At 70.2% G+C, this 23,082-nt stretch carries 20 protein-coding genes; 19 read left to right on the top strand and 1 reads right to left on the bottom strand.

The annotated features are described in order from the left end of the window. Positions 1-195 precede the first annotated feature (195 nt). The 19 genes from ABZ906_RS36815 to ABZ906_RS36725 all read left to right on the top strand — a co-directional run bounded on the left by ABZ906_RS36815 (position 196) and on the right by ABZ906_RS36725 (position 22,667). Positions 196-1,539, top strand: a complete 1,344-nt coding sequence (locus ABZ906_RS36815) for a transposase (protein ID WP_361390211.1) — start codon at positions 196-198, stop codon at positions 1,537-1,539. After that, positions 1,536-3,050, top strand: coding sequence for a maltokinase (locus ABZ906_RS36810; protein WP_361390210.1), 1,515 nt, complete (start codon positions 1,536-1,538; stop codon positions 3,048-3,050). The genes ABZ906_RS36815 and ABZ906_RS36810 overlap by 4 nt, the downstream gene beginning before the upstream one ends. Before the next feature lie 20 nt (positions 3,051-3,070). Further along, on the top strand, positions 3,071-4,009 hold the full coding sequence (locus tag ABZ906_RS36805) for an NAD(P)/FAD-dependent oxidoreductase (RefSeq protein WP_361390208.1): 939 nt from the start codon (positions 3,071-3,073) through the stop codon (positions 4,007-4,009). 90 nt (positions 4,010-4,099) lie between these two features. Beyond that, positions 4,100-4,804: an EthD domain-containing protein gene (locus ABZ906_RS36800; RefSeq protein WP_361196147.1), complete on the top strand. Its 705-nt coding sequence runs from the start codon at positions 4,100-4,102 to the stop codon at positions 4,802-4,804. An 86-nt stretch (positions 4,805-4,890) separates the two neighbouring features. Beyond that, the gene (locus ABZ906_RS36795; protein ID WP_361196145.1) at positions 4,891-5,727 is read left to right on the top strand and encodes a type 1 glutamine amidotransferase domain-containing protein; all 837 of its coding nucleotides are present in this window, start codon (positions 4,891-4,893) and stop codon (positions 5,725-5,727) included. 37 nt (positions 5,728-5,764) lie between these two features. After that, positions 5,765-7,411: a thiamine pyrophosphate-binding protein gene (locus ABZ906_RS36790; RefSeq protein ID WP_361390206.1), complete on the top strand. Its 1,647-nt coding sequence runs from the start codon at positions 5,765-5,767 to the stop codon at positions 7,409-7,411. Further along, on the top strand, positions 7,404-8,003 hold the full coding sequence (locus ABZ906_RS36785; RefSeq protein WP_361196143.1) for a DJ-1/PfpI family protein: 600 nt from the start codon (positions 7,404-7,406) through the stop codon (positions 8,001-8,003). The genes ABZ906_RS36790 and ABZ906_RS36785 overlap by 8 nt, the downstream gene beginning before the upstream one ends. Before the next feature lie 5 nt (positions 8,004-8,008). Continuing rightward, complete coding sequence (locus ABZ906_RS36780) at positions 8,009-9,856, top strand: AGE family epimerase/isomerase (RefSeq protein WP_361390204.1); 1,848 nt, start codon at positions 8,009-8,011, stop codon at positions 9,854-9,856. Then, entirely contained in the window at positions 9,853-10,194 is a 342-nt protein-coding gene (locus tag ABZ906_RS36775) for an STAS domain-containing protein (protein WP_361390202.1), read from the top strand. Before ABZ906_RS36780 ends, ABZ906_RS36775 begins: the two co-directional genes overlap by 4 nt. Then, positions 10,191-12,359 carry a glycogen debranching protein GlgX gene (gene glgX, locus ABZ906_RS36770; protein WP_361390200.1) on the top strand — a complete coding sequence of 723 codons (2,169 nt, stop codon included), beginning with the start codon at positions 10,191-10,193 and terminating at the stop codon, positions 12,357-12,359. The genes ABZ906_RS36775 and glgX overlap by 4 nt, the downstream gene beginning before the upstream one ends. Further along, positions 12,349-12,660 (top strand): anti-sigma factor antagonist, encoded by a 312-nt coding sequence (locus tag ABZ906_RS36765; RefSeq protein ID WP_190085640.1) that lies wholly within the window; start codon positions 12,349-12,351, stop codon positions 12,658-12,660. The genes glgX and ABZ906_RS36765 overlap by 11 nt, the downstream gene beginning before the upstream one ends. A gap of 14 nt (positions 12,661-12,674) precedes the next feature. Further along, positions 12,675-13,181 (top strand): ATP-binding protein, encoded by a 507-nt coding sequence (locus tag ABZ906_RS36760; protein WP_361196137.1) that lies wholly within the window; start codon positions 12,675-12,677, stop codon positions 13,179-13,181. Between the two features lie 11 nt (positions 13,182-13,192). Then, positions 13,193-14,443 (top strand): SpoIIE family protein phosphatase, encoded by a 1,251-nt coding sequence (locus ABZ906_RS36755; RefSeq protein ID WP_361196135.1) that lies wholly within the window; start codon positions 13,193-13,195, stop codon positions 14,441-14,443. A 55-nt stretch (positions 14,444-14,498) separates the two neighbouring features. Then, the gene (locus ABZ906_RS36750) at positions 14,499-15,266 is read left to right on the top strand and encodes a MinD/ParA family protein (RefSeq protein ID WP_361196133.1); all 768 of its coding nucleotides are present in this window, start codon (positions 14,499-14,501) and stop codon (positions 15,264-15,266) included. Positions 15,267-15,353: 87 nt separating this feature from the next. Further along, the gene (locus ABZ906_RS36745) at positions 15,354-17,444 is read left to right on the top strand and encodes a maltotransferase domain-containing protein (RefSeq protein ID WP_361390198.1); all 2,091 of its coding nucleotides are present in this window, start codon (positions 15,354-15,356) and stop codon (positions 17,442-17,444) included. After that, a complete protein-coding gene (gene glgB, locus ABZ906_RS36740) occupies positions 17,441-19,624 on the top strand; it encodes a 1,4-alpha-glucan branching protein GlgB (RefSeq protein ID WP_361390196.1) in 2,184 nt (727 codons plus the stop codon). Before ABZ906_RS36745 ends, glgB begins: the two co-directional genes overlap by 4 nt. A 46-nt stretch (positions 19,625-19,670) precedes the next feature. Beyond that, positions 19,671-20,156: a TrkA C-terminal domain-containing protein gene (locus tag ABZ906_RS36735; RefSeq protein ID WP_361196127.1), complete on the top strand. Its 486-nt coding sequence runs from the start codon at positions 19,671-19,673 to the stop codon at positions 20,154-20,156. A 4-nt stretch (positions 20,157-20,160) separates the two neighbouring features. Then, on the top strand, positions 20,161-21,402 hold the full coding sequence (locus ABZ906_RS36730; RefSeq protein WP_361196125.1) for a cation:proton antiporter: 1,242 nt from the start codon (positions 20,161-20,163) through the stop codon (positions 21,400-21,402). Between the two features lie 275 nt (positions 21,403-21,677). After that, entirely contained in the window at positions 21,678-22,667 is a 990-nt protein-coding gene (locus ABZ906_RS36725; protein ID WP_361196123.1) for a superoxide dismutase, read from the top strand. 79 nt (positions 22,668-22,746) lie between these two features. Here ABZ906_RS36725 and ABZ906_RS36720 read toward each other — a convergent pair whose 3' ends face one another. Further along, the gene (locus ABZ906_RS36720) at positions 22,747-23,049 is read right to left on the bottom strand and encodes an antibiotic biosynthesis monooxygenase (protein ID WP_361196122.1); all 303 of its coding nucleotides are present in this window, start codon (positions 23,047-23,049) and stop codon (positions 22,747-22,749) included. Between the last annotated feature and the right edge of the window lie 33 nt (positions 23,050-23,082).

The following is a 23,082-nucleotide window of genomic DNA, read 5'->3' as shown; positions in this document are numbered from 1 at the left end:
GCACCGCTGCGCCGGTCCCGTGTCCGCAATCCCCGTTCTTCGGCTCCGGCCGTCACCGCATAACGCGCCGTCGCGCGCCGAACCCCGGCACGCGGCCATGCGGCCTGCCCGGATTCGGCCGTTCCAGGCCCCGCGTCAGGGGGGGGCGCGGCGCACCGGAACGTGGCTCACGTATTTCTTGGAGAGGGTGGAAAGGTGTCCGCAGAAGAGCAGCAGACGCTTCCCGACGACATTTCGCAGAAAGAATTCACCGAGGTTCTCTCCGCTGCCCTGCGCTCCATTCCGCGAAGCGATCAGCGGCGTTGGGGAGAGCTTTATGTACGCGGGCTTCTCTCGGTCCGGGGCAAGAAAACGATGCGCGCTCTCGCCAATGGCGCAGGCGGCGGAGCCGAGCAGAGCCTCTACCAGTTCATCAGCAAGTCGCCGTGGGACGCCGATCTGGTCCGCGGGGACCTGGCGCGGCTGCTCATCCAGCGTGCGCAGCCCCGCGCCTGGGTCGTACAACCCCTGGTCATCACCAAGGTGGGGCAGCACTCGGTCGGCGTGGAGCGCCAGTGGGTGTCGCAGATCGGCCGGGTCGTCAACTGCCAGCAGGCGATGAGCGTATGGCTCACCATGGACCACGGGAGCTGCCCGGTGGACTGGGAGCTCGCGCTGCCCGAGTGCTGGACGGGCAAGGAGGAGATGCGCCGGCGGGCGTCCATCCCCACCCACGTCGGATCCACCCCGCCCGAGCGGTGCGCCGTCGACTCCGTGAGCAAGATGGCCAGGGAGTGGGGCCTGCGCGGCAGGCCGGTGGTGATGGACCTGCGCGAGACGGCCCCGCGTCCGGTCTGCGCGGACCTGGCGGCCCGTCAGATCCCGTTCGTGGTACGCGTCGACCCCTCCGCCGTCCTGCCCGCGGGCGGCTCGCCGGGTCCGGCGCTCGCGCCGCGCGCGTCGGCCGACGGCACGGCGGGCCGCGGCAGCTCGGCCGATCTGTTCACCGCGCTCAACAAGCAGCGCATGCCGGTGGAGTGGTTCGACCATGCAGCGGGGACCGTGCGGGCCACCTCAGTGGGCGCCGCCCGCGTCACCCTGCGCCGCGACCCCGCCGCACCTCAGGGGCAGCCCGAGCGCCTCGACCTCGTCCTGCTGGGTGCCTGGACGGACCCGGGGCGGCGGACCCCCAGCGAGTTCTGGCTCTCCAACCTCGCGCAGTCGCAGCTGGGCACGGTGTACCGCACGGCGATGCTCTCGCGGCGCGTGGAGCGCGATCTGCAGGAGGAGAGCGACAGGCTGGGCATCCGTGACTTCGAGGGCCGGTCCTACCGGGGCTGGCACCACCACATGACGATGGTGTCGCTCGCCCATGCCGTCACCGTGCTCTCGCCGTCCCGCGCGAAGGACACGAAGGCTCCCGCGCGCGACACCAGGGTTTCCGCGCGCGACACCGGACTTCCGGCACGCGACGCCAAGGTTCCGGCGCGAGAGACGGCGCGAGGGACGGCGCGAGAGACAAAGGTTCCGGCACGAGACACGAAGGTGACTGCCGCATGACCGAGACCACGCAACGCACCCTGCCGCCAGGACGCCCCGACGAGCTGCGCGCCGGGGACGTGGACCGCGTCACCGACGAACTGTGCAGGCTGCTGCCCGCCTGGCTGCCCGCCCAGCGCTGGTACGCGGACAAGGGCCACGGCATCCCCGTGGTCCGGCCGGTCCTGGTGGAGGTCGTCGCCCCGGGCACGCCCGCCCTGCTCCAGGCGGTCGTCCGCACCGACGACGGCCAGAGCTACCAACTGCTCGTCGGCGCCGTCACCGGCCCGGCAGACACCGGCCCCGGCGCCCACGTGCCCCCGGACGCGGTCATCGGCACCAGCGCGGGACCGGACGCGGACGGGCGGTGGCTGACGCTCTACGAGGCCGGGGGAGACCCCGACCTGCTGAGCCGGCTGCTCGACCGCTTCGTCTCGGCCGAGCCGTGCGGAGCGCTCGAATACCACCACATCCCCGGCGCGACGATCCCGGCCGGGCTGCGGGCCAGGCCGCTCACCGCGGAACAGTCCAACACCTCCGTGGCGTTCGGCGACCGGATGATGCTCAAGGTCCTTCGCCGCATCGTGCCCGGCGCCAACCCCGAACTGGAGATGCTCGCCGCCCTGGAGCGAGCGGGCGACGTGCCGAGCGCCGCACCGCTGGCCTGGGCGCAGATCGCGGCGCGGCACGACGCGGAACCGACCACGCTCTGCATCCTCCAGGAGTTCGTGCCCTCACGCGGGGACGGCTGGAGCATCGCCACGACACAGGCGGAGGACTGCATCCGCGGCACCTGCGAATCGGTCGCCCCGCTCGGCGGCTTCTCCGACGAGGCGTTCGGCCTCGGCCAGGCCACCGCACAGGTGCACACGGCGCTCGCCCGGCAGCTGGAGACCCGCCCCCTGAGCTTCGCGGAGGTGGCGGAGCTGACCGACACGCTCATCGGGCGCCTCGAGGACGCCGTCGCGCAGGTACCCGACATCACTCCCTACGCACGCGGCCTGCGCACCGCCTACCAGGACCTGCGCGAAGTGGCCCGGCGCGGCAACCCGCTGCCCATCCAGCGCATCCACGGCGACCTCCACCTCGGGCAGGTGCTGCGGGCCGAACACGGCTGGATCCTCATCGACTTCGAGGGCGAACCGGGACACCCGCTGGCCGAACGGCGACACCTCCAGCCCGCGGTGCGCGATGTCGCCGCCATGCTGCGCTCCTTCGACTACGCGGCACACCACGCCCTCGGCGAGATCCTCGGCGGCCCGCCGCGCGCCCAGGCGTCGCGCGACCTGCGCGCCACACGACTGGCCCGCCGCGCGGCGGCCTGGGCGGTGCACAGCAGGCGCGCCTTCTGCGCCGGCTACACCGCGGCGGGCGGCCAGGATCCGCGTACGAGCCCCGTACTGCTGCGCGCGTTCGAGGCCGACAAGGCCGTGTACGAGGTGCTCTACGAGGCACGCAACCGCCCCGAGTGGCTGCCCATCCCGCTGGCCGCGGTGCGCAGGCTCGCGCAGGCCGGCCAGTCCGCGGGCTGAGACCGCCGAGGGAGGAGGCAATGGACGTGGCAGCAAGTGAGCCCGGCGGCACGGACGCGGCGGTGGTCGGCGGCGGCCCCGCGGGATTGTCGGCCGCGCTGCAACTGGCGCGCTACGGACGCCGGGTGCTGGTCTTCGACACCGGGCACGGACGCTCGACCCACCACCAGACCAACCGCAACTACCTGGGGTTCCCCCACGGGATCGCCACCACGCGGCTGCGCGAGCTCGGAGTGCGCCAACTGGCCCCCTATCCGCACGTCCGATTCGCCCGCCACCACGTGACGGGCCTGACGGGCGACGCGCACCAGGGATTCACCGTCCGGGCCCAGGGCCACCACTGGCGGGCGAGGACCGTGGTCCTGGCCACCGGCGTGCTCGACCACTTCCCGCACTTCCCCGACTGGCATACGTACGTGGGCCGTTCGATGTTCTGGTGCATCGCCTGCGACGGGTACGAGAACCGCGGGCGCCGCATCCTGGTCGTGGGGCACACCGACGCCGCCGCGGGCGAGGCCATGCAGCTGCACAGCCTCACCGACCGGATCGTGCTGCTCACCAACAGCCGCACCAACGACATCAGTCCGCGCTTCTCGCGCCGTCTCGCCGCGGCGGGCGTACCCGTCGTGCACGACCGCATCAAGGGCGCCGAGGGCGCGGACGGCAAGCTGACGGCCATCGTGACCCGGGGCGGCGAACGCCTCGACCTCGACGCCCTGTTCTCCATCCAGGGCGCGACGCCGGAGACGGCGGTGGCCCGCGGTCTCGGCATCCGGCTCAACCGGCACGGCTATGTCGAGGTGGACACCGAGCAGTGCACGTCGGTCGCCGGCGTGTATGCCGCCGGAGACATCACGGCGCCGCATTCCCACCAGGTTTCGGCGGCGGTACACGAAGGCGCGCAGGCCGCATCGGCGGCCAACTACTTCCTTTATCCGCCGGAGTTAAAGGCTCCCTGACCGCGGAAAGTTCAGGAAGTAGGTTTTCCTTCTTTGCCCCCCTTAGTGGCCGATGGACATCATGAGTGAGCCCATCCAAAGGAGAATCCGATGATCCACCAGTTCATTCTGGCTGCGCCCAAGCCGGGTATGACAGCACAGGAATTCCAGGACTACTGGGTAAATGTCCACGCGGTGCGGTACGCCTCGAAGATTCCGCAGATCCGCAAGTACATGGTCGACACGGTGGTGGAGATCGAGGGCAACCTCGGCACTCCCGCCCTGCCGCACCAGGGCATCGCGGAGATCTTCCTGGCCAACGGCGAGGAGCAGCTTGCCTCCTTGCAGACCGAGGAGTTCCTCCAGGGCGCCCGCCTCGACGAGCCGAACTGGGCCGCGTTCTGGCAGACGATCGTCGTCGACACCACCGCGCACGAGATCGTCGCGGGGCCTCCGCTCGCCAAGGGCCAGGACTGGGTCAAGCTCACCGTCCTGCAGAAGCGCCGTCCGGGCCTCGCCCTGGAGGACTACCGCAAGCAGACCCTCGACGCGTACGCCTCCGTGGTCAAGGGCACCCCGGGCCTGCGCCGCTATCTGCACGCCCACACCGTGGACGGCGCCTACGTCTTCGGCGAGGCGTCCTTCGACAGCGTCGAGCAGCTGTGGTTCGACGACGTGAACGCCCTCGAAGAGGCGCTGCGTTCGCCCTACTTCACCGAGCAGGTGAAGGCGGCCCGCGACGAGATCGCCGACGAGAAGTACGTCTTCTCGATCGCGTCGAAGGAGAACTGGATCATCGGCCCGCAGGCCCGCTGATCCCCCTGATCAGGTGGCTGAGGCGCCGCCCCCTTCCGTCGCGGCGCCCGGCCACCCATCCCGAACCGATTACCGAAGGAGCCGGCGTGGCCAGGAAGAACGCCAAGAAGATCCTCGTCATTCTGTCGGAGTACGGCTACTGGGGCGAGGAGCTCGTCGGCCCCCTGCACCACTTCGACCAGCGGGGATACGAGGTGCAGTTCGCCACCCCGACCGGCAAGCGCGCCCACGCGCTGCCGCCGTCCATGGACCCGGAGTACATCGACCCGCCGCTCGGCCGCTCGGTCACCTCCGAGGCCGTCGCCAAGCTCACGCGCGAGGTCGACGCCTCCGAGCGCCTGGACGACCCGACCGACATCTCCAGCTGGATCCCCGAGCGCCCCTACACGGCCGACGACGACTACCTGCGCAAGCTGGAGGCCTACCACCGGGCCGTCGACGTCGTGGCGCAGGAACTGGAGGAGTACGACGCGCTGCTCATCGTCGGGGGTTCGGGCCCGGTCGTGGACCTCGCCAACAACGAGCGGGTGCACCAGATCATCCTGTCCTTCCTGCGCGCCGACAAGCCGATCGCGGCCGAGTGCTACGGCGTCGCGCCGCTGGCCTTCGCCCGCGACTGGGAGGACCGCAAGTCGATCATCTGGGGCAAGCACGTCACGGGCCACTGCAAGGAGTACGACTACAAGGACGGGACCGGATTCCTCGGCACCGACTTCGTGATCGGCCCGCCGCCGTACCCGCTCGAATACATCCTGCGCGACGCCACGGGACCCGAGGGCCGCTATCACGGGAACTTCGGAAAAGAGACCTCGGTGATCGTGGACTACCCGTTCATCACCGGGCGTTCCACGCCGGATTCCTATCTGACCGGAGAAAAGGTCGTCGAGGTGCTGGAAGACGGCCTGCGCCGCTTCGGCTGGTAATGCGCGGCAACGATTGAGGAATCGAGAGAAGGCAGACATGGCCAGGCAGGGCAATGCGGCGATCATCGAGCAGTTCATTGCCGACGGAATTCCCTTTATGTTCGGCAATCCAGGGACGGTCGAGCAGGGATTTCTGGACGCGCTGGAGGACTATGACGACCTTCAGTACATCCTGACCCTGCAGGAGACCGTCGCCGTCGGCATCGCGGACGGCTACGCCCGCGCCACGGGCCGGCCCGCGCTCCTCCAGTTGCACAGCGGCGTCGGGCTCGGCAACGCCATCGGCATGCTCTACCAGGCCAAGCGCGGCCACTCGCCGATCCTGACGATCGCGGGTGAGTCGGGCGTCCAGTACGAGTCCATGGACGCCCAGATGGCCGCCGACCTGGTCGCCATGGCCAAGCCCGTGACCAAGTACGCCACGCGGGTCACCGACCCGCGTTCGGTGCTGCGGGTGCTCCGCAGGGCGATGAAGATCGCGATGACGCCGCCGATGGGCCCGGTCTTTGTGGCGCTGCCTCTCGATGTACTCGACGCGCTCAACACCGAGCAGATCGTGCCGAGTTCGGCGCCCAGCACCAGGACCGTACCGGCCGGCGCGCTCGTGGAGCAGGCGGCGCGGCTCCTGGCCGGCGCCCGGCGGCCGCTCGTCCTCGTCGGGGACGGCGTGGCGGCGTCCGGCGCGCAGGACGAGCTGGTGCGGGTGGCCGAGCAGTTGGGCGCGGACGTGCACGGCGTCAACTACTCCGAGGTGAACATCGACGTCACCCACCCGCTCTACCGCGGGGACCTCGGGCACATGTTCGGCGCGGTCAGCACGGCCGCCGTCCAGGACGCCGACGCGGTCCTGGTCGTCGGCACGTACACCTTCCCCGAGGTCTTCCCGGACACCGGCGACCCCTTCCGTACGGACGCCCGGATCGTCCACATCGACCTGGACGACTACGAGATAGCCAAGAACCACCCGGTCACCCTCGGTCTGGTCGCCGACCCCAAGGAGACCCTTTCCGCGCTCTCCGCGCAGCTGGACCGGGAGCTGTCCGACTCCGACCGGGCTGCGGCGGCCGAGCGCCTGGCAACGCGCCGGGCGCAGCGGCCCGCGCCGGCCGACGACGACGGCTCGCTGCTCCACGCCTTCCTGCGGGAACTGGCGGCCCAGGTCCCCGACGACGTGATGGTCTTCGACGAGGCGCTGACCGCCGCCGGCGCCCTGAACGCCCATCTGCCGGGCCGCAGGCCGGGCCACTGGTTCTCCACCCGCGGCGGTTCGCTCGGCGTGGGCATCCCCGGGGCCATGGGCATCAAGCTGGCCCACCCGGACAAGACCGTGATCGGCTTCACCGGCGACGGCGGCTCCATGTACACGTTCCAGGCGCTCTACACCGCCGTACGGCACGACATCGGCGCCAAGTTCGTCATCTGCAACAACCGCAGCTACAAGCTGCTCGACAACAACATCGAGCAGTACTGGCGGGAGCGGGACGTCGCCCCCCACGCGTACCCCACGCCGTTCGACCTCTCCCGCCCCGACCTGGGCTTCGCGCAGATCGCCGAGGGATTCGGCGTCGACGCGCTGCGCGTCGACGACCACGACCAGGTCGGCTACGCGGTCAAGCGGATGCTCGCGGACGACAAGCCGTTCCTCATCGACCTGCGGACCACCGAAGGGGGAGACCGTGGCTGACGTACCGTCCCGTGACGGCGTGCTCAGCGGACAGAAGATCGCGATCCTGGCGGAGAGCGACTTCTACGAGCCCGAAATCGCCTACTACCAGCGCCGGTTCGCGGAGGAAGGCGCCCGCGTCGACTTCGTCACCCGGATGTGGGGCAACAAGTCCATCACCTTCACCGGCCACGAGCACCGGGCGCCCCTGACGGTGACCCGCAGCCTGGAGGACCTGGACGACCGCACGCTGCGCGAGTACAAGGCGCTGATCGTGCCCTCCGGCATGGTCGCCGACCGGCTGCGCTACACCGAGGACATCGAGCGGCTCGCGCCGGCCACGGATCTGCTGCGCCGGGCCTTCGCCCGCTCGGGAGTGGTCAAGGGCATCATCTGCCACGGCATGTGGCTGGCCTCCTCGATCCCCTATGTCGTGCGCGGACGCAAGGTGGTCTGCCACAACAACCTGCTCGGCGACGTACGGAACATGGGCGCCAACTACGTCGACCAGGACGTCGTCGTCGACGGAGACCTGGTGACCGCCCGCACCGGCGACCACTGCCATCTGTTCGCCAGGACCATCATCGACGAACTCGTGCTGCGAGGGGTGTGACAGCAATGCCAGAGATCTCACGGAACGTCGACTTCACCTTCTCGGACACCGTCGCCGGACGGGTGACCGCGTTCGACGCAGAGGCCCGGGTCTTCTCCCTGGTCACCGCCGACGGCCGGTTCTTCGACGTCAGCCTCGACGGTGGCCCCAGCGCCGAGCTCCTGCACAACCTGGGCGAGCCCTACCAGGACGCGTCGGGGCACGTGGACGAGCTCCTCACGCAGGACGCCTTCGTCATCGCGTACGGCATCTTCTACCCCCACAGCCAGGCGCTGCGCTTCGAGGCCAAGCGGCTGATCTTCCTGGGGCGCGACCCCGAGGACTACCGCTTCGAGGAAGCGGGCTGGTGGGTCCGGCAGATCAGGGAGATCGCCGGCTTCTACCGCAAGGCCCAGTTCGGCGACGGGCCGATCGACTTCGGCGACTACCGCACGGAGATCAGGCTCGGCGGCGACAAGACCGCGAGCCACGTCCAGGAGACCGACACCATCTCCCGGCTCGTCTACGGCATGGCATCCGCCTTCCTGCTCACCGGCGAGGACGAGTACCTGGAGGTCGCCGAGCGCGGCACCGAGTACCTGCGCGAGCACATGCGGTTCGTCGACACCGACGAGAACGTCGTGTACTGGTACCACGGCCTCAAGGTCGACGGAGACGTCGAGAAGAAGCTGTTCACGTCCGAGTTCTCCGACGACTACGACGCGCTGCCCGCCTACGAGCAGATCTACGCGCTCGCCGGCCCCGTGCAGACCTACCGCATCACCGGCGACCCGCGGATCAAGTCGGACGCGGACGCCACCATCCGCCTCTTCGACCGGTTCTACCTGGACCCCGAGGCGGGCGGCTACTACTCGCACATCGACCCGATCCTGCTCAGCCCCCACCACGCCTCGCTCGGCCCCAACCAGGGCCGCAAGAACTGGAACTCGGTCGGCGACCACGCGCCCGCGTACCTGATCAACCTGTACTTGGCGACCGGCGAGCAGAAGTACGCCGACATGCTGGAGTACACCTTCGACACGATCGTCGAGCGCTTCCCCGACCTCAAGAACAGCCCCTTCGTGCAGGAACGTTTCCACACGGACTGGTCGCACGACACCACCCACGGATGGCAGCAGAACCGCGCGGTCGTCGGACACAACCTGAAGATCGCCTGGAACCTCATCCGCATGAACGCCCTGCGCCAGAAGGACGCCTATCTGGAGACCGCCGTCTCCCTGGGCGAGACCATGCCCGAGGTCGGCAGCGACCGCCAGCGCGGCGGCTGGTACGACGTCGTGGAACGCGTCAAGGTCGAGGGCGAGGACCGCTTCCGCTTCGCCTGGCACGACCGCAAGGCCTGGTGGCAGCAGGAGCAGGCGATCCTCGCCTACCTCATCCTGCACGGGGTCACCGGACGCGCCGACTTCCGCACCGAGGCACGCGACGCCCAGTCGTTCTACAACGCGTTCTTCCTCGACCACGACGAAGGCGCCGTCTACTTCAACACCATGGCCAGCGGCCTGCCGTACCTGCTCGGCGTCGAGCGCCTCAAGGGCAGCCACTCGATGTCGATGTACCACTCGGCCGAGCTGTGCTACCTCGCGGCCGTCTACAACAACCTGCTGATCAACGGCAAGGCGATGGACTTCTGGTTCAAGCCCGACCCCGCCCTGATCGAGGACCGCGTGCTGCGCGTGTCGCCGGACCTGCTGCCCGCGGGGGCCGTGCGCATCGCGGCCGTGGAGATCGACGGCGAGGAGCACACCGACTTCAACGCCCAGGCCCTCACCGTCCGGCTGCCGGAGACCTCCGGTCGCATCAAGGTCAAGGTCCGCCTCGAACCCAACTCCCGCAAGGAGGTGACGGGATGACCGTCAAGGTCAGCTCGCAGGTGCTCGCAGGCGTCACCGTCGTCGCCCTCGAAGGCGAGATCAACTCCACCACGTCCGGGGGACTCCAGTCCCAGCTCCTCCCGTTCATCGGCCACGGCTCCGTGGTCCTCATCGACCTCACGGGCATCTCGTACGTCTCCAGCGCCGGCCTGCGCACCCTGCTGATCGTGCACCGGCACGCCCAGCAGCTGGAGGCCGAGATCACCCTCGTCGGCCTCTCCGAAGAAGTCTCGTTCGTCATGTCCGCGACCGGCTTCCTGGACTTCTTCAGGATCGCCGACGACCTGGACACCGAGCTGGAACGCACGGGCCGATGACCACCCCCGACATGCGCGAGCGCATCGACGGCTTCCCGACGCACCGGATCGGCCCCTACCGGGTCAGGGCGGGCCGGCCCTTCCCCTACGGCGCCACTCCGGTGCCCGGCGGCGTCAACTTCTCGGTCTACTCCGACGGCGCGACCACGATGAGCCTGGTGCTCTTCGAGCGGGGCGCCGCCGAGCCCAGCGCCGAGCTGGAGTTCCCGCCGGAGTTCTGCATAGGCAGCGTCTACGCCATGACGGTCTTCGGGCTCGACCTGGAGAACCTGGAGTACGGCTTCCGCGCCGACGGACCCTTCGACCCGGCGCGCGGCGACCGCTTCGACGCGGGCAAGGTGCTCAGCGACCCCTACGCGCGCCTGATCTCGGGGCGCGAGGTGTGGGGCAGGGAGCCCGACTGGGACAACGTCTACCACTACCGCTCGCAGGTCGTGCACGACGACTTCGACTGGGGCGGCGACCAGCCGCTGCGCATCCCCACCGAAGACCTCGTCATCTACGAGACCCATGTGCGCGGCTTCACCCGGCACGCGTCATCGCGCGTGTCGGCGCCGGGCACCTACGCCGGACTGCGGGAGAAGATCCCCTACTTACAGGAGCTCGGGGTCAACTGCATCGAGCTGCTTCCGGTCTTCGAGTTCGACGAGCTGGACAACCCGCGCACCGACCCGGTCAGCGGCGAGCGCCTGTACAACTACTGGGGCTACAACACCGTCTCGTTCTTCGCGCCCAAGGCCGGATACGCGGCGACCGGGCCGTTCGGCATGCAGGCCGACGAGTTCAAGACGCTGGTCAAGGAGCTGCACAAGGCCGGCATCGAAGTCGTCCTCGACGTCGTCTTCAACCACACCGCCGAAGGCAACGAGCAGGGCCCCACCATCTCCTTCCGCGGCCTGGACAACGCCACGTACTACATGCTCACGCCGCGCGGCGAGTACTACAACTTCAGCGGCACCGGCAACACCGTCAACTGCAACCACCCCGTCGTACGGGACTTCGTGCTCTCCTGCCTGCGCCACTGGGTCGCCGAGTACCACATCGACGGATTCCGCTTCGACCTCGCGGCCATCCTCGACCGGGCACCGGACGGCACCCCGCTGCCCAACCCGCCGCTCCTCGAACAGCTGGCGCACGACCCGATCCTGCGCCACACGAAGCTGATCGCCGAGGCGTGGGACGCGGCCGGGCTCTACCAGGTGGGCAACTTCCCCAACTACGGCCGCTGGTCGGAGTGGAACGGCAAGTACCGCGACGCGGTCCGGCGCTTCGTCAAGGGCGAGCCGGGCCTGGTCGGCGAGCTCGCCACCCGCATGGCGGGCTCGCCCGACCTGTACCAGGGCCGCACCTCGTCCGCCTCGGTCAACTTCATCACGGCCCACGACGGATTCACCCTGGCCGACCTCGTCTCGTACAACGACAAGCACAACGACGCCAACGGCGAGAACAACAACGACGGCGCCAACGACAACAACAGCTGGAACTGCGGAGAAGAGGGACCGAGCGCCTCCTCGCACGTCAGGGAGTTGCGGCTGCGGCAGATGAAGAACCTGCTGACCATCCTGCTCACCAGCCAGGGCATTCCGATGATCCTGGCCGGGGACGAGGTCGGCCGCACCCAGCTCGGCAACAACAACACCTACTGCCAGGACAACGAACTCTCCTGGTTCGACTGGGGCCTGGTCGACGTCAACGACGAACTCCTCGGCTTCGTACGCTCGATGATCGCCTTCCGGCACGCCCACCCCGTGTTGCGCACCAGCGACCATCCCACCGGCACCGACCGGGTCGGCAGCGGCTACCCCGACGTGAGCTGGCACGGCGTGCGCGCCTGGGCCCCTGACTGGGCCGACCACTGCCGGGTGCTCGCCATGATGCGGTGCGGCCGGCACGCCAAGTCCGGCAGCGTCGCCGACGACCACGTGTACGTCGCCGTGAACGCCCACTGGGAGGCGCACGACCTGGAGCTGCCCGCACTGCCCGACGGACAGCGCTGGCACCTCTTCGCCGACACCGGCACCACAGTCCACCCCGTCGGCGCCGAGCCGCAGCTCCAGCACCCCTGGCGCTACCACCTGGGCGCCCACTCCGCGGTCGTCCTGGTGGGCCGCGCGGCCGGCCAGGACCACCACCTGACCCAGAAGGAGAACCACCGTGGCTTTTGACGTGCGGCTCAGGATCAACGACAAGGTCGCCACCATCGAGCTCAAGGGCGAGCTGGACGCCTCGACGGCGGGCGAGTTCCACGAGACCGTCGGCAAGGCCGCGGGCGCCGGCGCCGTCGAACTGGTCATCCGCGCCGAGCAGCTCGGCTACCTCTCCAGCGCGGGCCTGCGCTCCCTGGTCTTCGCCCGGCAGAAGATGGGCGACGGGGTGCGCATCGCTGTCGTCGGCGCCTCCGAGCCGGTGGCACGGACCATCCGGCTCGCCGGCTTCGACCACAGCATTGATCTGGTCGACGCCTGAAGGGACGAACCGAGATGACGTTCGACTTCAGGACCGCAGAGGCCCCCGGGGCCGCGGAGGCGGGAAAGGCGGCGGGCGTCGCGCAGGCGCCCGGGTGCGGCAGGACCAACGCACTCCGTATCCCCGCATCGGTCGAATCGCTCGAGCCGGTGTCCGCCTTCGTGCTCGGTCTGGGCCACCAGGCCCGCCTCCCGGAGAGCTCGCTCTACCGGCTGCGCCTTGCCGCCGACGAGCTGGCGACCAACATCGTCATGCACGGCTACCGCGGTGAGCCGGGCGAGATCACGGTGGACGGCGGGATCGACCCCGGCGAGGTCTGGGTCCGCTTCCAGGACGACGCCCCGGCGTTCGACCCGAGGCAGGGCATGCGGGCACCGGCGCTCGACGTGCCCCTGGAGGAGCGGCCCATCGGCGGCCTCGGCGTCTTTCTGGCCTTCACAGCGGTGGACACCTTTGAGTACGAGCTCGTCGCGGGGCGCAATGTGAGCACCCTCGTGATGCGCCGGCCGACAGCGGACTAGACGAGGCGGAGATGGCGCAGACGAAGGTGCTGATACTGGATGAGCGGCGCAACGTGCCCTCAGGTCTGGCCAAGGCGCTGGACGCCGTGGGAGCCGAGACGCACACCTGCACCCCCGGCGACGTACTGGCGGCGTCGCCGGGGCGGATGCCCGCGGTGACCGCGCTGCTCGCGCACGCCACACTGTCGCCCCACACGGTCAGATCGGTGGCCCGGCGTCTTGCGGACGAGGGTCAGCAGCCGACGGTGGTGGCCTACGCGGACCGCGATCTGCACCTCCTGGACGGCCATGTGCGCGCGGGCTCCGACTACTTGATCCCGCCGTTCCACCCCGTCCTGGTCGAGGCACGGCTGCGCGACTGCCACCAGCACGCGGAACTCAACCGGAACATGGAGGAGGTCGCCGCGCATGCCGAACTGCTCAGCTATGAGCGGGAGTTGGAGATAGGCAGGGAGATCCAGCTCGGCTTTCTGCCGGACTCCCTGCCCAGCCCCGACGACTGGCACATACGGGTGCGCTTCCGGCCCGCGCGTACCGTCGCCGGGGACTTCTACGACGTCTTCGAACTGGTCAACCGCAGACGCCTGGCCCTCGTGGTGGCCGACGTGTGCGACAAGGGAGTCGGCGCGGCCCTGTTCATGGCACTCATCCGGTCGCTCCTGCGGCACACGGCCGAGCAGAGCGGCCTGCAGAACCTCATCGCGGCGGACCTCATGGGCGAGGAGCCCGGCTGGGCCGAACACACCAGGGCCATCCCGGTCGTGGGAGCGACACCCCTGCTCAACGCGGTCGTGGGCACCAACAGCTATCTGACCCGCAACCACATCAAGCAGGGCTACTTCGCCACCATGTTCTTCGGCGTGCTCGACCCCGTCACCGGCAATCTCGTCTACATCAACGGCGGACACAACCCGCCCGTCCTGGTCAGCGGGAGCGGCGCCGCGCCCGTGCTGCTCCAGCCGACGGGACCGGCCGTGGGCGTCATGCCCGACTGCACCTTCTCCCTGGGATACGCGCAGATCAGCCCCGGAGACACCCTCTTCATCTACACCGACGGGGTCACCGAGGCGCGCTCGGAGACGGGCCGGTTCTTCGGCGAGGACCTGCTCCTGGAGCAACTGACGGACGCCGCCGGGCGCGGCGAGGAACTCCTCGACCACATGGACGGCGCGCTCAGCCAGTTCGTCGGCCAGGCCGAACAGTCCGACGACATCACGATGATGGCCGTGCACTGGCGGGCGCCGGCCACGACCGCCGACTGACCGGAGCCGCCCGCCGGCCGACGCGCGAACGAGCAAGAACTGTCAGGTGGAGAACATGTCGCAGATCATCACGGTGCACTCCTATCGAGGGGGCACCGGCAAGTCCAGCACGGCCGCCAATCTCGGGTTGCTGCTCGCCGCCTCGGGTCTGCGGGTCGCGTTGGTGGACACGGACATCCAGACGCCCGCCCTGGACGTGATGTTCGGCGATGCGACGGCCCCGGCCCGGCGCTCGCTCACCGACTACCTCATCGGCCGCTGCGAGATCGAGGAGGCGGCCTACGCCGTCGACCGCACCGGCGGGCACGAAGGGCTCTTCCTGGTCCCGGCCAGGAGCCAGGCCACCGGCGTCAACGAGATCATGGGCCGCGGATACGACGTGGGCCTGCTGAGGGAAGGCTTCGACCGGCTCATCGACACGCTCGCGCTCGACGTGCTGCTGCTCGACACACACGCCGGGTTCAACAACGAGACCGTCACCGCCATGGCCAGCTCGGACGGCCTGGTCGTGGTGACCCGCGCCGACCGGCTCGACCTCGCGGGCGCCAAGGAGACGATGGCGCTCGCCGGGCGCCTGGGCCTTGGCAGCATGAGCATCGCCGTGAACATGGCGCCCGACGGCACCATGGCCGACCGGCTGCGCGGCGAGGTCGAGACGGCCTACGACACCCGCATCACCACCGTGCTGCCCTACGCGCCCGAGATGGCCTCACTCGCGGGTGAGCAGCTGTTCTCCACGGCGTACCCGCACCACCCCCTGGTGTCGGGATACCGCCGGATCATCTCCGAGGTCAGCAACGGGACCACCGCGATCCGACGCTGACCGCGCCCGCAGGCCGACGCGACCCGCTCGCACCGCCGAACACCCCTGTCCAGCGACCGCACCCCGGTGCGAGGAGGCACGAGCACTATGGAGGGCAAGCCCATGCAGCGCGACACGACGCGCCCGACCGCCCACGGCGCACCGCCGCCCTGCGGGCCGACGGGCCGCAGGGGGCAAGGGCCCCGCGTGGGCCGCATCCCCATCGTGAACGTGCTGCCGTGCGTGGACGGCGGCCTGACCCCCGCCCGTGCCGTACCCGACGAGGTCTTCGAGGTCTCCGCCACGGTCTTCCGGGAGGGCCATGACGCGGTCGGCGCCGGCGTCGTGCTCACCGGCCCCGACGGCGTCAAGCAGCCCCTGACCCCCATGCGCCTGGTGGCCCCCGGCACCGATCGCTACACCGCGTGGATCAGCGCCCCGCGGGAGGGCGACTGGACCTACCGCGTGGAGGCCTGGACCGACCCCTGCGCCACCTGGCGGCACAACGCCGACATCAAGGTGCCCGCCGGGATCGACACCGAACTGGTCCTGGAAGAAGGGGCGTTGCTCCTCGACGAGCTCGCCGGGAGGGTCCCCGCCGATGTGTCGGCTCAGCTGACCACCGCGGCCGCACGGCTGCGGGACCGTCGCCTGAACCCCGAGGAACGTCTCGCCGCCGTCGACGACCCCGGCGTGAGCGCACTCCTGACCGCCCACCCGATACGCAGGCTGCTCACCCGCTCGTCCGAGCTGCCGCTGCGGGTCGACCGCGAACGCGCCCTGTACGGCGCCTGGTACGAGTTCTTCCCCCGCTCGGAGGGCGCCGTCATACCCGCCGCGCGGGACGGCGTGCCCGAGCCCGCGCGCCCCGGCACCCTGCGCACCGCGGCCAAGCGCCTGGAAGCCGTCGCGGACATGGGCTTCGACGTGGTCTACCTGCCGCCGGTCCACCCCATCGGCAGCACCCACCGCAAGGGCGCGGGCAACACCCTGGAAGCGGGCCCGCACGACCCCGGCTCGCCCTGGGCGATCGGCTCCGCCGACGGCGGGCACGACGCGATCCACCCCGAGCTCGGCACCCTCGACGACTTCGACCGCTTCGTGGCGCGCGCCGGTGAACTCGGGCTCGAGGTGGCGCTCGACTTCGCCCTCCAGTGCTCGCCCGACCACCCCTGGGTCACCGAGCACCCCGAGTGGTTCAAGCACCGCGCCGACGGCTCCATCGCGTACGCCGAGAACCCGCCGAAGAAGTACCAGGACATCTACCCGATCGACTTCGACACCGACCCCGACGGACTGCACACCGAATGCCTGCGCGTCCTGCGTCACTGGATGGACCACGGGGTGCGGATCTTCCGCGTCGACAACCCGCACACCAAGCCCCTCGCGTTCTGGGACCGCCTGATCGAGGCCGTCCACGAGAGCGACCCCGACGTGCTCTTCCTCGCCGAGGCGTTCACCCGCCCCGCCATGCTCCACGCCCTGGCCCGTGCGGGCTTCCACCAGTCGTACACGTACTTCACCTGGCGCAACTCCAAGGAGGAGGTCGAGTCCTACCTCTCCGAGCTGGCCGGACTCGACGGCGAGGAGAGCTCCGCCTACCTGCGGCCCAACCTCTTCGTGAACACCCCCGACATCCTCAACGCCTACCTCCAGTACGGCGGCCGCGCGGCCTTCGCGGCCCGCGCCGTCCTCGCCGCGACCGCCGGGCCGACCTGGGGCGTCTACGCCGGATACGAGCTGTACGAGAACGTGCCCACGGGACCCGGCAGCGAGGAGTACCTGGACTCCGAGAAGTTCCAGCTGCGCCCGCGCGACTGGGCCGCCGCCGAAGCCGCGGGCGACTCCCTGGCCCCCCTGATCCGCTCCCTCAACGACATCAGGCGCGCCCACCCCGCCCTGCACCAGCTGCGCAACCTGCGCTTCCACCGCACCGACAACGACGCGGTGACCTGCTTCTCCAAGCGGGCCGCCGACGGCGACTGGGTCCTGGTCGTGCTCAACCTCGACCCGCACGAGGCACGCGAGGCGACGATCACCCTCGACCTGCCGGCGCTCGGCCTGGAGCGCTCCGAGACCTTCCAGGTGCACGACGCCCTGTCGGGCGCGAGCTACCGCTGGGGCCGCGACAACTACGTACGCCTCGATCCGCGGCACCAAGTGGCCCACATACTCACGGACGGGACCCCGCAGTCGTGACCACCGCACAGCACCCACCGGCCCTGGCCGCCACCCACCTCAAGCGGCTCACCACCGGAGACGTCAGCGACCCGCACGCCCTGCTCGGACCGCATCCGGGCGCGGCGGGCGTGAGCGTGCGGGTGCTGCGCCCGCTGGCCGACGCCGTGTCGCTGACCACCCCGTCCGGCGAGCCGCTGCTCGACCTCGACCATGTGGGCGAGGGCGTGTTCGCGGGCCGCCTTCCGGGCACGGTCGTCCCCGACTACCGGGTGCGCGTCCGCTACGGCACGGACGTCCACGACTACGACGACCCCTACCGCTTCCTGCCCACCCTCGGCGAACTCGACCTGCACCTCATCCGCGAAGGCCGGCACGAGCAGCTGTGGCGGGTGCTCGGCGCGCGGGTGTGCGGGCACCAGTCCGGCTGGGGCACGGTCACCGGCACGGCGTTCGCCGTATGGGCCCCCAACGCCCGCGCCGTGCGGGTGACCGGCGACTTCAACCACTGGGACGGCCGGGCGCACGCCATGCGCTCGCTCGGCGTCAGCGGGGTGTGGGAGCTGTTCGTGCCCGGCGTCGGCGACGGCTGCCGCTACAAGTACGAGATCCTCACCCCGGAAGGCCGCTGGATCAAGAAGGCGGACCCCCTCGCCGCCTCCGCCGAAGCGGCGCCCGGCACCGCCTCGATCGTCTTCCGCTCCCGCCACCGCTGGAGCGACGACGCCTGGATGGCCCGGCGCGGCGAACGCACCGTGGACCGCAGCCCGATGAGCGTCTACGAAGTCCACCTGGGGTCATGGCGCCCCGGCCTCGGCTACCGCGAACTCGCCGTCGAACTGCCCGCGTACGTCAAGGCACTTGGCTTCACGCACGTCGAGTTCATGCCTGTGGCCGAGCATCCCTTCGGCGGCTCCTGGGGCTACCAGGTGTCCTCGTACTACGCCCCGGCGGCCGGTCTCGGCGGCCCCGACGACTTCCGGGCCCTGGTCGACGCGCTGCACCGGGCGGGCATCGGCGTCATCGTGGACTGGGTCCCCGCGCACTTCCCCAAGGACGACTGGGCCCTGGCCCGCTTCGACGGGACCGCGCTGTACGAACACCCCGACCCGCGCCGCGGCGAACACCCCGACTGGGGGACCCTCGTCTTCGACTACGGGCGCAACGAGGTGCGCAACTTCCTCGTCGCCAACGCCGTGTACTGGTGCGAGGAGTTCCACGTCGACGGCCTGCGCGTGGACGCCGTCGCCTCCATGCTCTACCTCGACTACTCGCGCGAGGAGGGCGCCTGGCTGCCGAACGTGTACGGCGGCCGGGAGAACCTGGAGGCGGTGGAGTTCCTCCAGGAGATGAACGCCACCGTGCCCCGGCGCTGCCCCGGCGTCCTGACCATCGCCGAGGAGTCCACCGCCTGGGACGGCGTCACCCGCCGCACCGACCACGCGGGACTCGGCTTCGCCCTGAAGTGGAACATGGGCTGGATGCACGACTCCCTGTCGTACATGGCGCAGGACCCCGTGCACCGGCAGCACCACCACCACGCCATGACGTTCCCGATGGTGTACGCCTACGCGGAGAACTACGCCCTGCCGATCAGCCACGACGAAGTGGTGCACGGCAAGGGCTCGCTCCTCACCAAGATGCCCGGCGACCGCTGGCAGCAGCTGGCCAATCTGCGCGCCTATCTCGCCTTCATGTGGGCCTTCCCCGGCAAGCAACTCCTCTTCATGGGGCAGGAGTTCGCCCAGGACTCCGAGTGGTCCCACGAGAAGGGCCCCGACTGGTCCATGCTCCGGCACGGCGCGCACGCCGGGGTGCGTGACCTGGTGCGCGACCTCAATCGCAGCTACCTCGGCGACCCCGCGCTGTGGAGCCAGGACACCCGCCCGGAGGGCTTCCGCTGGATCGACGCGGACGCCGCCGAGGACAACGTCTACTCCTTCGTGCGGTACGGCGAGGACGGCGAGGCGCTGGTGTGCGTCTTCCACTTCCAGCCCACCGTCCGCCACGGCTTCCGTCTGGCGCTGCCCGAGGAGGGCGCCTGGACCGAGGTGCTCAACACGGACGCCGCGCGGTACGGCGGCTCCGGGGTCACCAACCCCGGACGCGTCCACGCCGCTCCCGGGCCCCGGCAGGGGTTTCCGGCCGCCGCGACGGTGGTCCTGCCGCCCCTGGGCGCCGTGTGGTTCCGCAAGCGATGACGCAGACCGAGGGACACACCGAAGGGCAGACCGAAGGAGAGACATCATGCCTGCACCCCGCCTGAGGACCACCCCGTTGCCCGGCATCGGGGTGCAGTACGAACTGACCACCCGGCGCCACGACACCCTGTCGGTGATCGCGCACCGCGACCGCAACCGCACCCTGAACGTCCACCACGACGACGACCCGGACTCGGCGGGCCTCTCCCTGGTCCTCACCGGCGCCGAGGCCCTCTCCCTCGCCGACGCCCTGCTGCCCAGCCACAACAACCCGAACCTGCTGCACACCAGCGACTTCGGGCTGATCGCCGAGCAGGTCACCATCACCGGCGGCTCGTACTGGAACGGGCGCACCCTGGGCGAGACGAAGATGCGCACCGAGACCGGGGCCTCGATCGTGGCCGTCATGCGCCGCTCCCACGCGATCCCCTCGCCCAGCCCCGACTTCCGGCTGCACGGGGGCGACATCATCATCGTCATCGGCACCCGGGAAGGCGTGGACGGCGCCCACGAGATCCTCGAGCGGGGCTGATCGCGTGCACTCCGCAGTCTTCCTGATCGAGTTCGGCGCGGTGGTCCTCGCCCTCGGTCTGCTCGGCCGCTTCGCCGTGCGCCTGAAGTTCTCGCCGATCCCCCTCTACCTCCTCGCGGGGCTCCTCTTCGGCGCGGGCGGCGTCGTCCCGCTCGGCGGCAGCGAGGAGTTCATCGAGGTCGGCGCCGAGATCGGTGTCGTCCTGCTGCTCCTGATGCTCGGCCTGGAGTACACCGCGGGCGACCTCGTGGGCCACCTCAAGACCCACGCCCCCGCGGGAGGCGTCGACTTCCTGCTCAACGCGCTGCCCGGCGCGGCGGCGGCCCTGCTGCTCGGCTGGGGTCCGGTGGCCGCCGTGGTCCTCGCGGGCGTCACCTGGGTCTCCTCCTCCGGCGTCATCGCCAAGGTGCTCGGCGACCTGGGCCGGCTCGGCAACCGCGAGAGCCCGGTCATCCTCAGCATCCTCGTGCTCGAAGACCTCGCGATGGCGCTCTACCTGCCCATACTGACCGCACTGCTCGCCGGCACGGGCCTGCTCGCGGGCGGTCTGACGCTGGGCATCGCGCTCGCCGCGGTCGGCACCGTACTGCTCGTCGCCGTGCGCTACGGGCGGGTCATCTCGCGCTTCATCTCCAGCGACGACCCGGAGAAGCTGCTGCTCGTCGTCCTCGGCATGACGCTCCTGGTGGCCGGTGTCGCCCAGCAGCTCCAGGTGTCGGCGGCCGTGGGGGCGTTCCTCGTGGGCATCGCCCTGTCCGGGGAGGTGGCCGAGAACACCCACCATCTGCTGATGCCGCTGCGGGACCTGTTCGCCGCGGTGTTCTTCGTGTTCTTCGGCCTCAGCACCGACCCCACCACCATCCCCTCGATGCTGCTGCCCGCCCTCGCCCTGGCCGCGCTCTCCATCCTCACGAAGATCGCCACCGGGTACTGGGCCGCGAAACGCGCCGGGATCGCCGAGCGCGGCCGGTGGCGGGCGGGCGGCGCCCTGGTCGCGCGCGGCGAGTTCTCCATCGTCATCGCCGGGCTCGCGGTCTCCTCCGGGACGGTCGCGCCCTCCCTCGGGCCGCTGGCCACCGCGTACGTCCTGCTCCTCGTCGTCATGGGCCCGCTCGCCGCCCGCTTCACCGAGCCGATCGCGCAGCGCGTCATCCTGTGGCGCGGCAAGGAGTACCCCGGCGCGGGAACCCCCGCCAAGCCGGTGCCGGAGCCCGTGCCGGAGCCCACGGCCGCGGCGCCCGAGTGACGCGGCCGGCAGACGTCCGGCCCTCGGCGGGGACGAAACGGAAGCATCGCCACCATACGGAATCCCGTCAGTCACCTACGAAAGTCGCTGTCTTCACATAGGTAATTTCAGCCCCAAGTACCGCCTGCCGCACCCCAGTTCACCTCGGCTTTTACGATCCGGAGGCGATTTCGAGCCCTCCGTGGGCGCCCCAACTCCCGCTCAGATCCAGCCATATGGTCCTCAACGCCCGCCGGGGCACTCCCGGCGTTCGTGCACTTCGAAACGAGGACCCCATGCATCTGACGCATGCCCGCCGACGGCTCACCACGTGCGCTCTCGCAGTGACCTTCGCCCTGGCCGCCGGGATCACCGCGCCGGCCACCGCGGCCCCGGAGGCCGCCGAGGCGATGACGGTCACCCGCGCCATCGCGCTGCCCGGCAACCAGGCCTACCCGGAAGGCATGGCCACCGACCCCAAGAACGGTGACCTCTACATCACCTCGTTCGCCACCGGAGCGGTCTACCGCGCCCCCTCCGGCCAGACCCAGGCCACCGAGTTCCTGCCCGCGGGTACCGACGGCCGCACCCAGGCCATGGGCACCGAGGTCGACAAGCACGGCCGGGTGTGGGTCAACGACGCGGACGGCGTGACCCTGTACAGCACGGCGGACGGCAAGCGCCTGGCCCGCTTCGTCAGCCCCACCCCCGGCAAGTCCGTGCTCAACGACGTCGACCTGACGCCCGACGGGACCGCGTACGTCACCGACTCGCTGCGCCAGCTCGTCTACCGGCTGCCCGCCGCCACCATCGAGAAGACCGTCACCGCGCGCGGCACCGACACCCTGTCCACCGGGTTCGACCTGAACGGCGTCGTGGCCCCCCACCCCGACGGGGCCATCACCCTCAACGGCATCGAGTCCGACGCGACGGGCAAGTACCTGCTGACCGTCGACATGGCATCCGGCGACCTGTTCCGGCTCGAACCCGCCACCGGCGGCATCCGCAAGCTGACGGTGACCGGCGGGAAGCTCGTCTCGGCCGACGGGCTGCTCTGGGAGAAGAACCAGCTGTGGGTCGTCCAGTTCGACTCGGACAGCATCAACCGGCTCACCGTCTCCTCGGACGTCACCTCGGCGTCCGTCGCGGCCCACGTGACCGATGCGGCCCTCCAGCACCCGACGACGCTCATACGCAAGAGCGGCTCCCTGCACGTGATCCGCTCCCAGTTCGGCTCCGCCACCCTCGACCTGCCGTTCTCGGTGGCCAAGGTGAGCGGCATCTGACAGGTCAGCGGCAGCTGAACGACGAAGCCCGTTGCCGCGACGCGCCATGGCGTCCCGGCAACGGGCTCCGTCTCGTGTCTCAGTTGCTGCTCAGCTGCGCATACCGCCCCGAGGCCACCGTGGACTTGTCGATGGCGGCCAGGAAGTCCTGGGTCTGCGAGGCGCCGAAGAAGCCCTGCATGGTGGCGTCGGCGTCCTGGACGGTGGCCCAGTGCACGATCACCAGGTACTCGCCGTCGTCGCTGCGGGTCACCTCCCGCGAGACGAAGCCGGGCTGCTTGGCCATGTAGTCGTTCTCGACCGACTGGTCGAGCCTGGCGAACTCGGCGGCGTCGAAGCCGGGGGTGAGCTTGAAACGGACGGTCTCCACTGTGGTGGTCACGGCGGACACTCCTTCAGAGGTCGGTGATGTCAA

This window comes from Streptomyces sp. NPDC046925, assembly GCF_040644915.1.
GTDB lineage: Bacteria > Actinomycetota > Actinomycetes > Streptomycetales > Streptomycetaceae > Streptomyces.
Note: the sequence above shows the minus strand (reverse complement) of the source record. Positions and strands in the feature narration are given on the sequence as shown.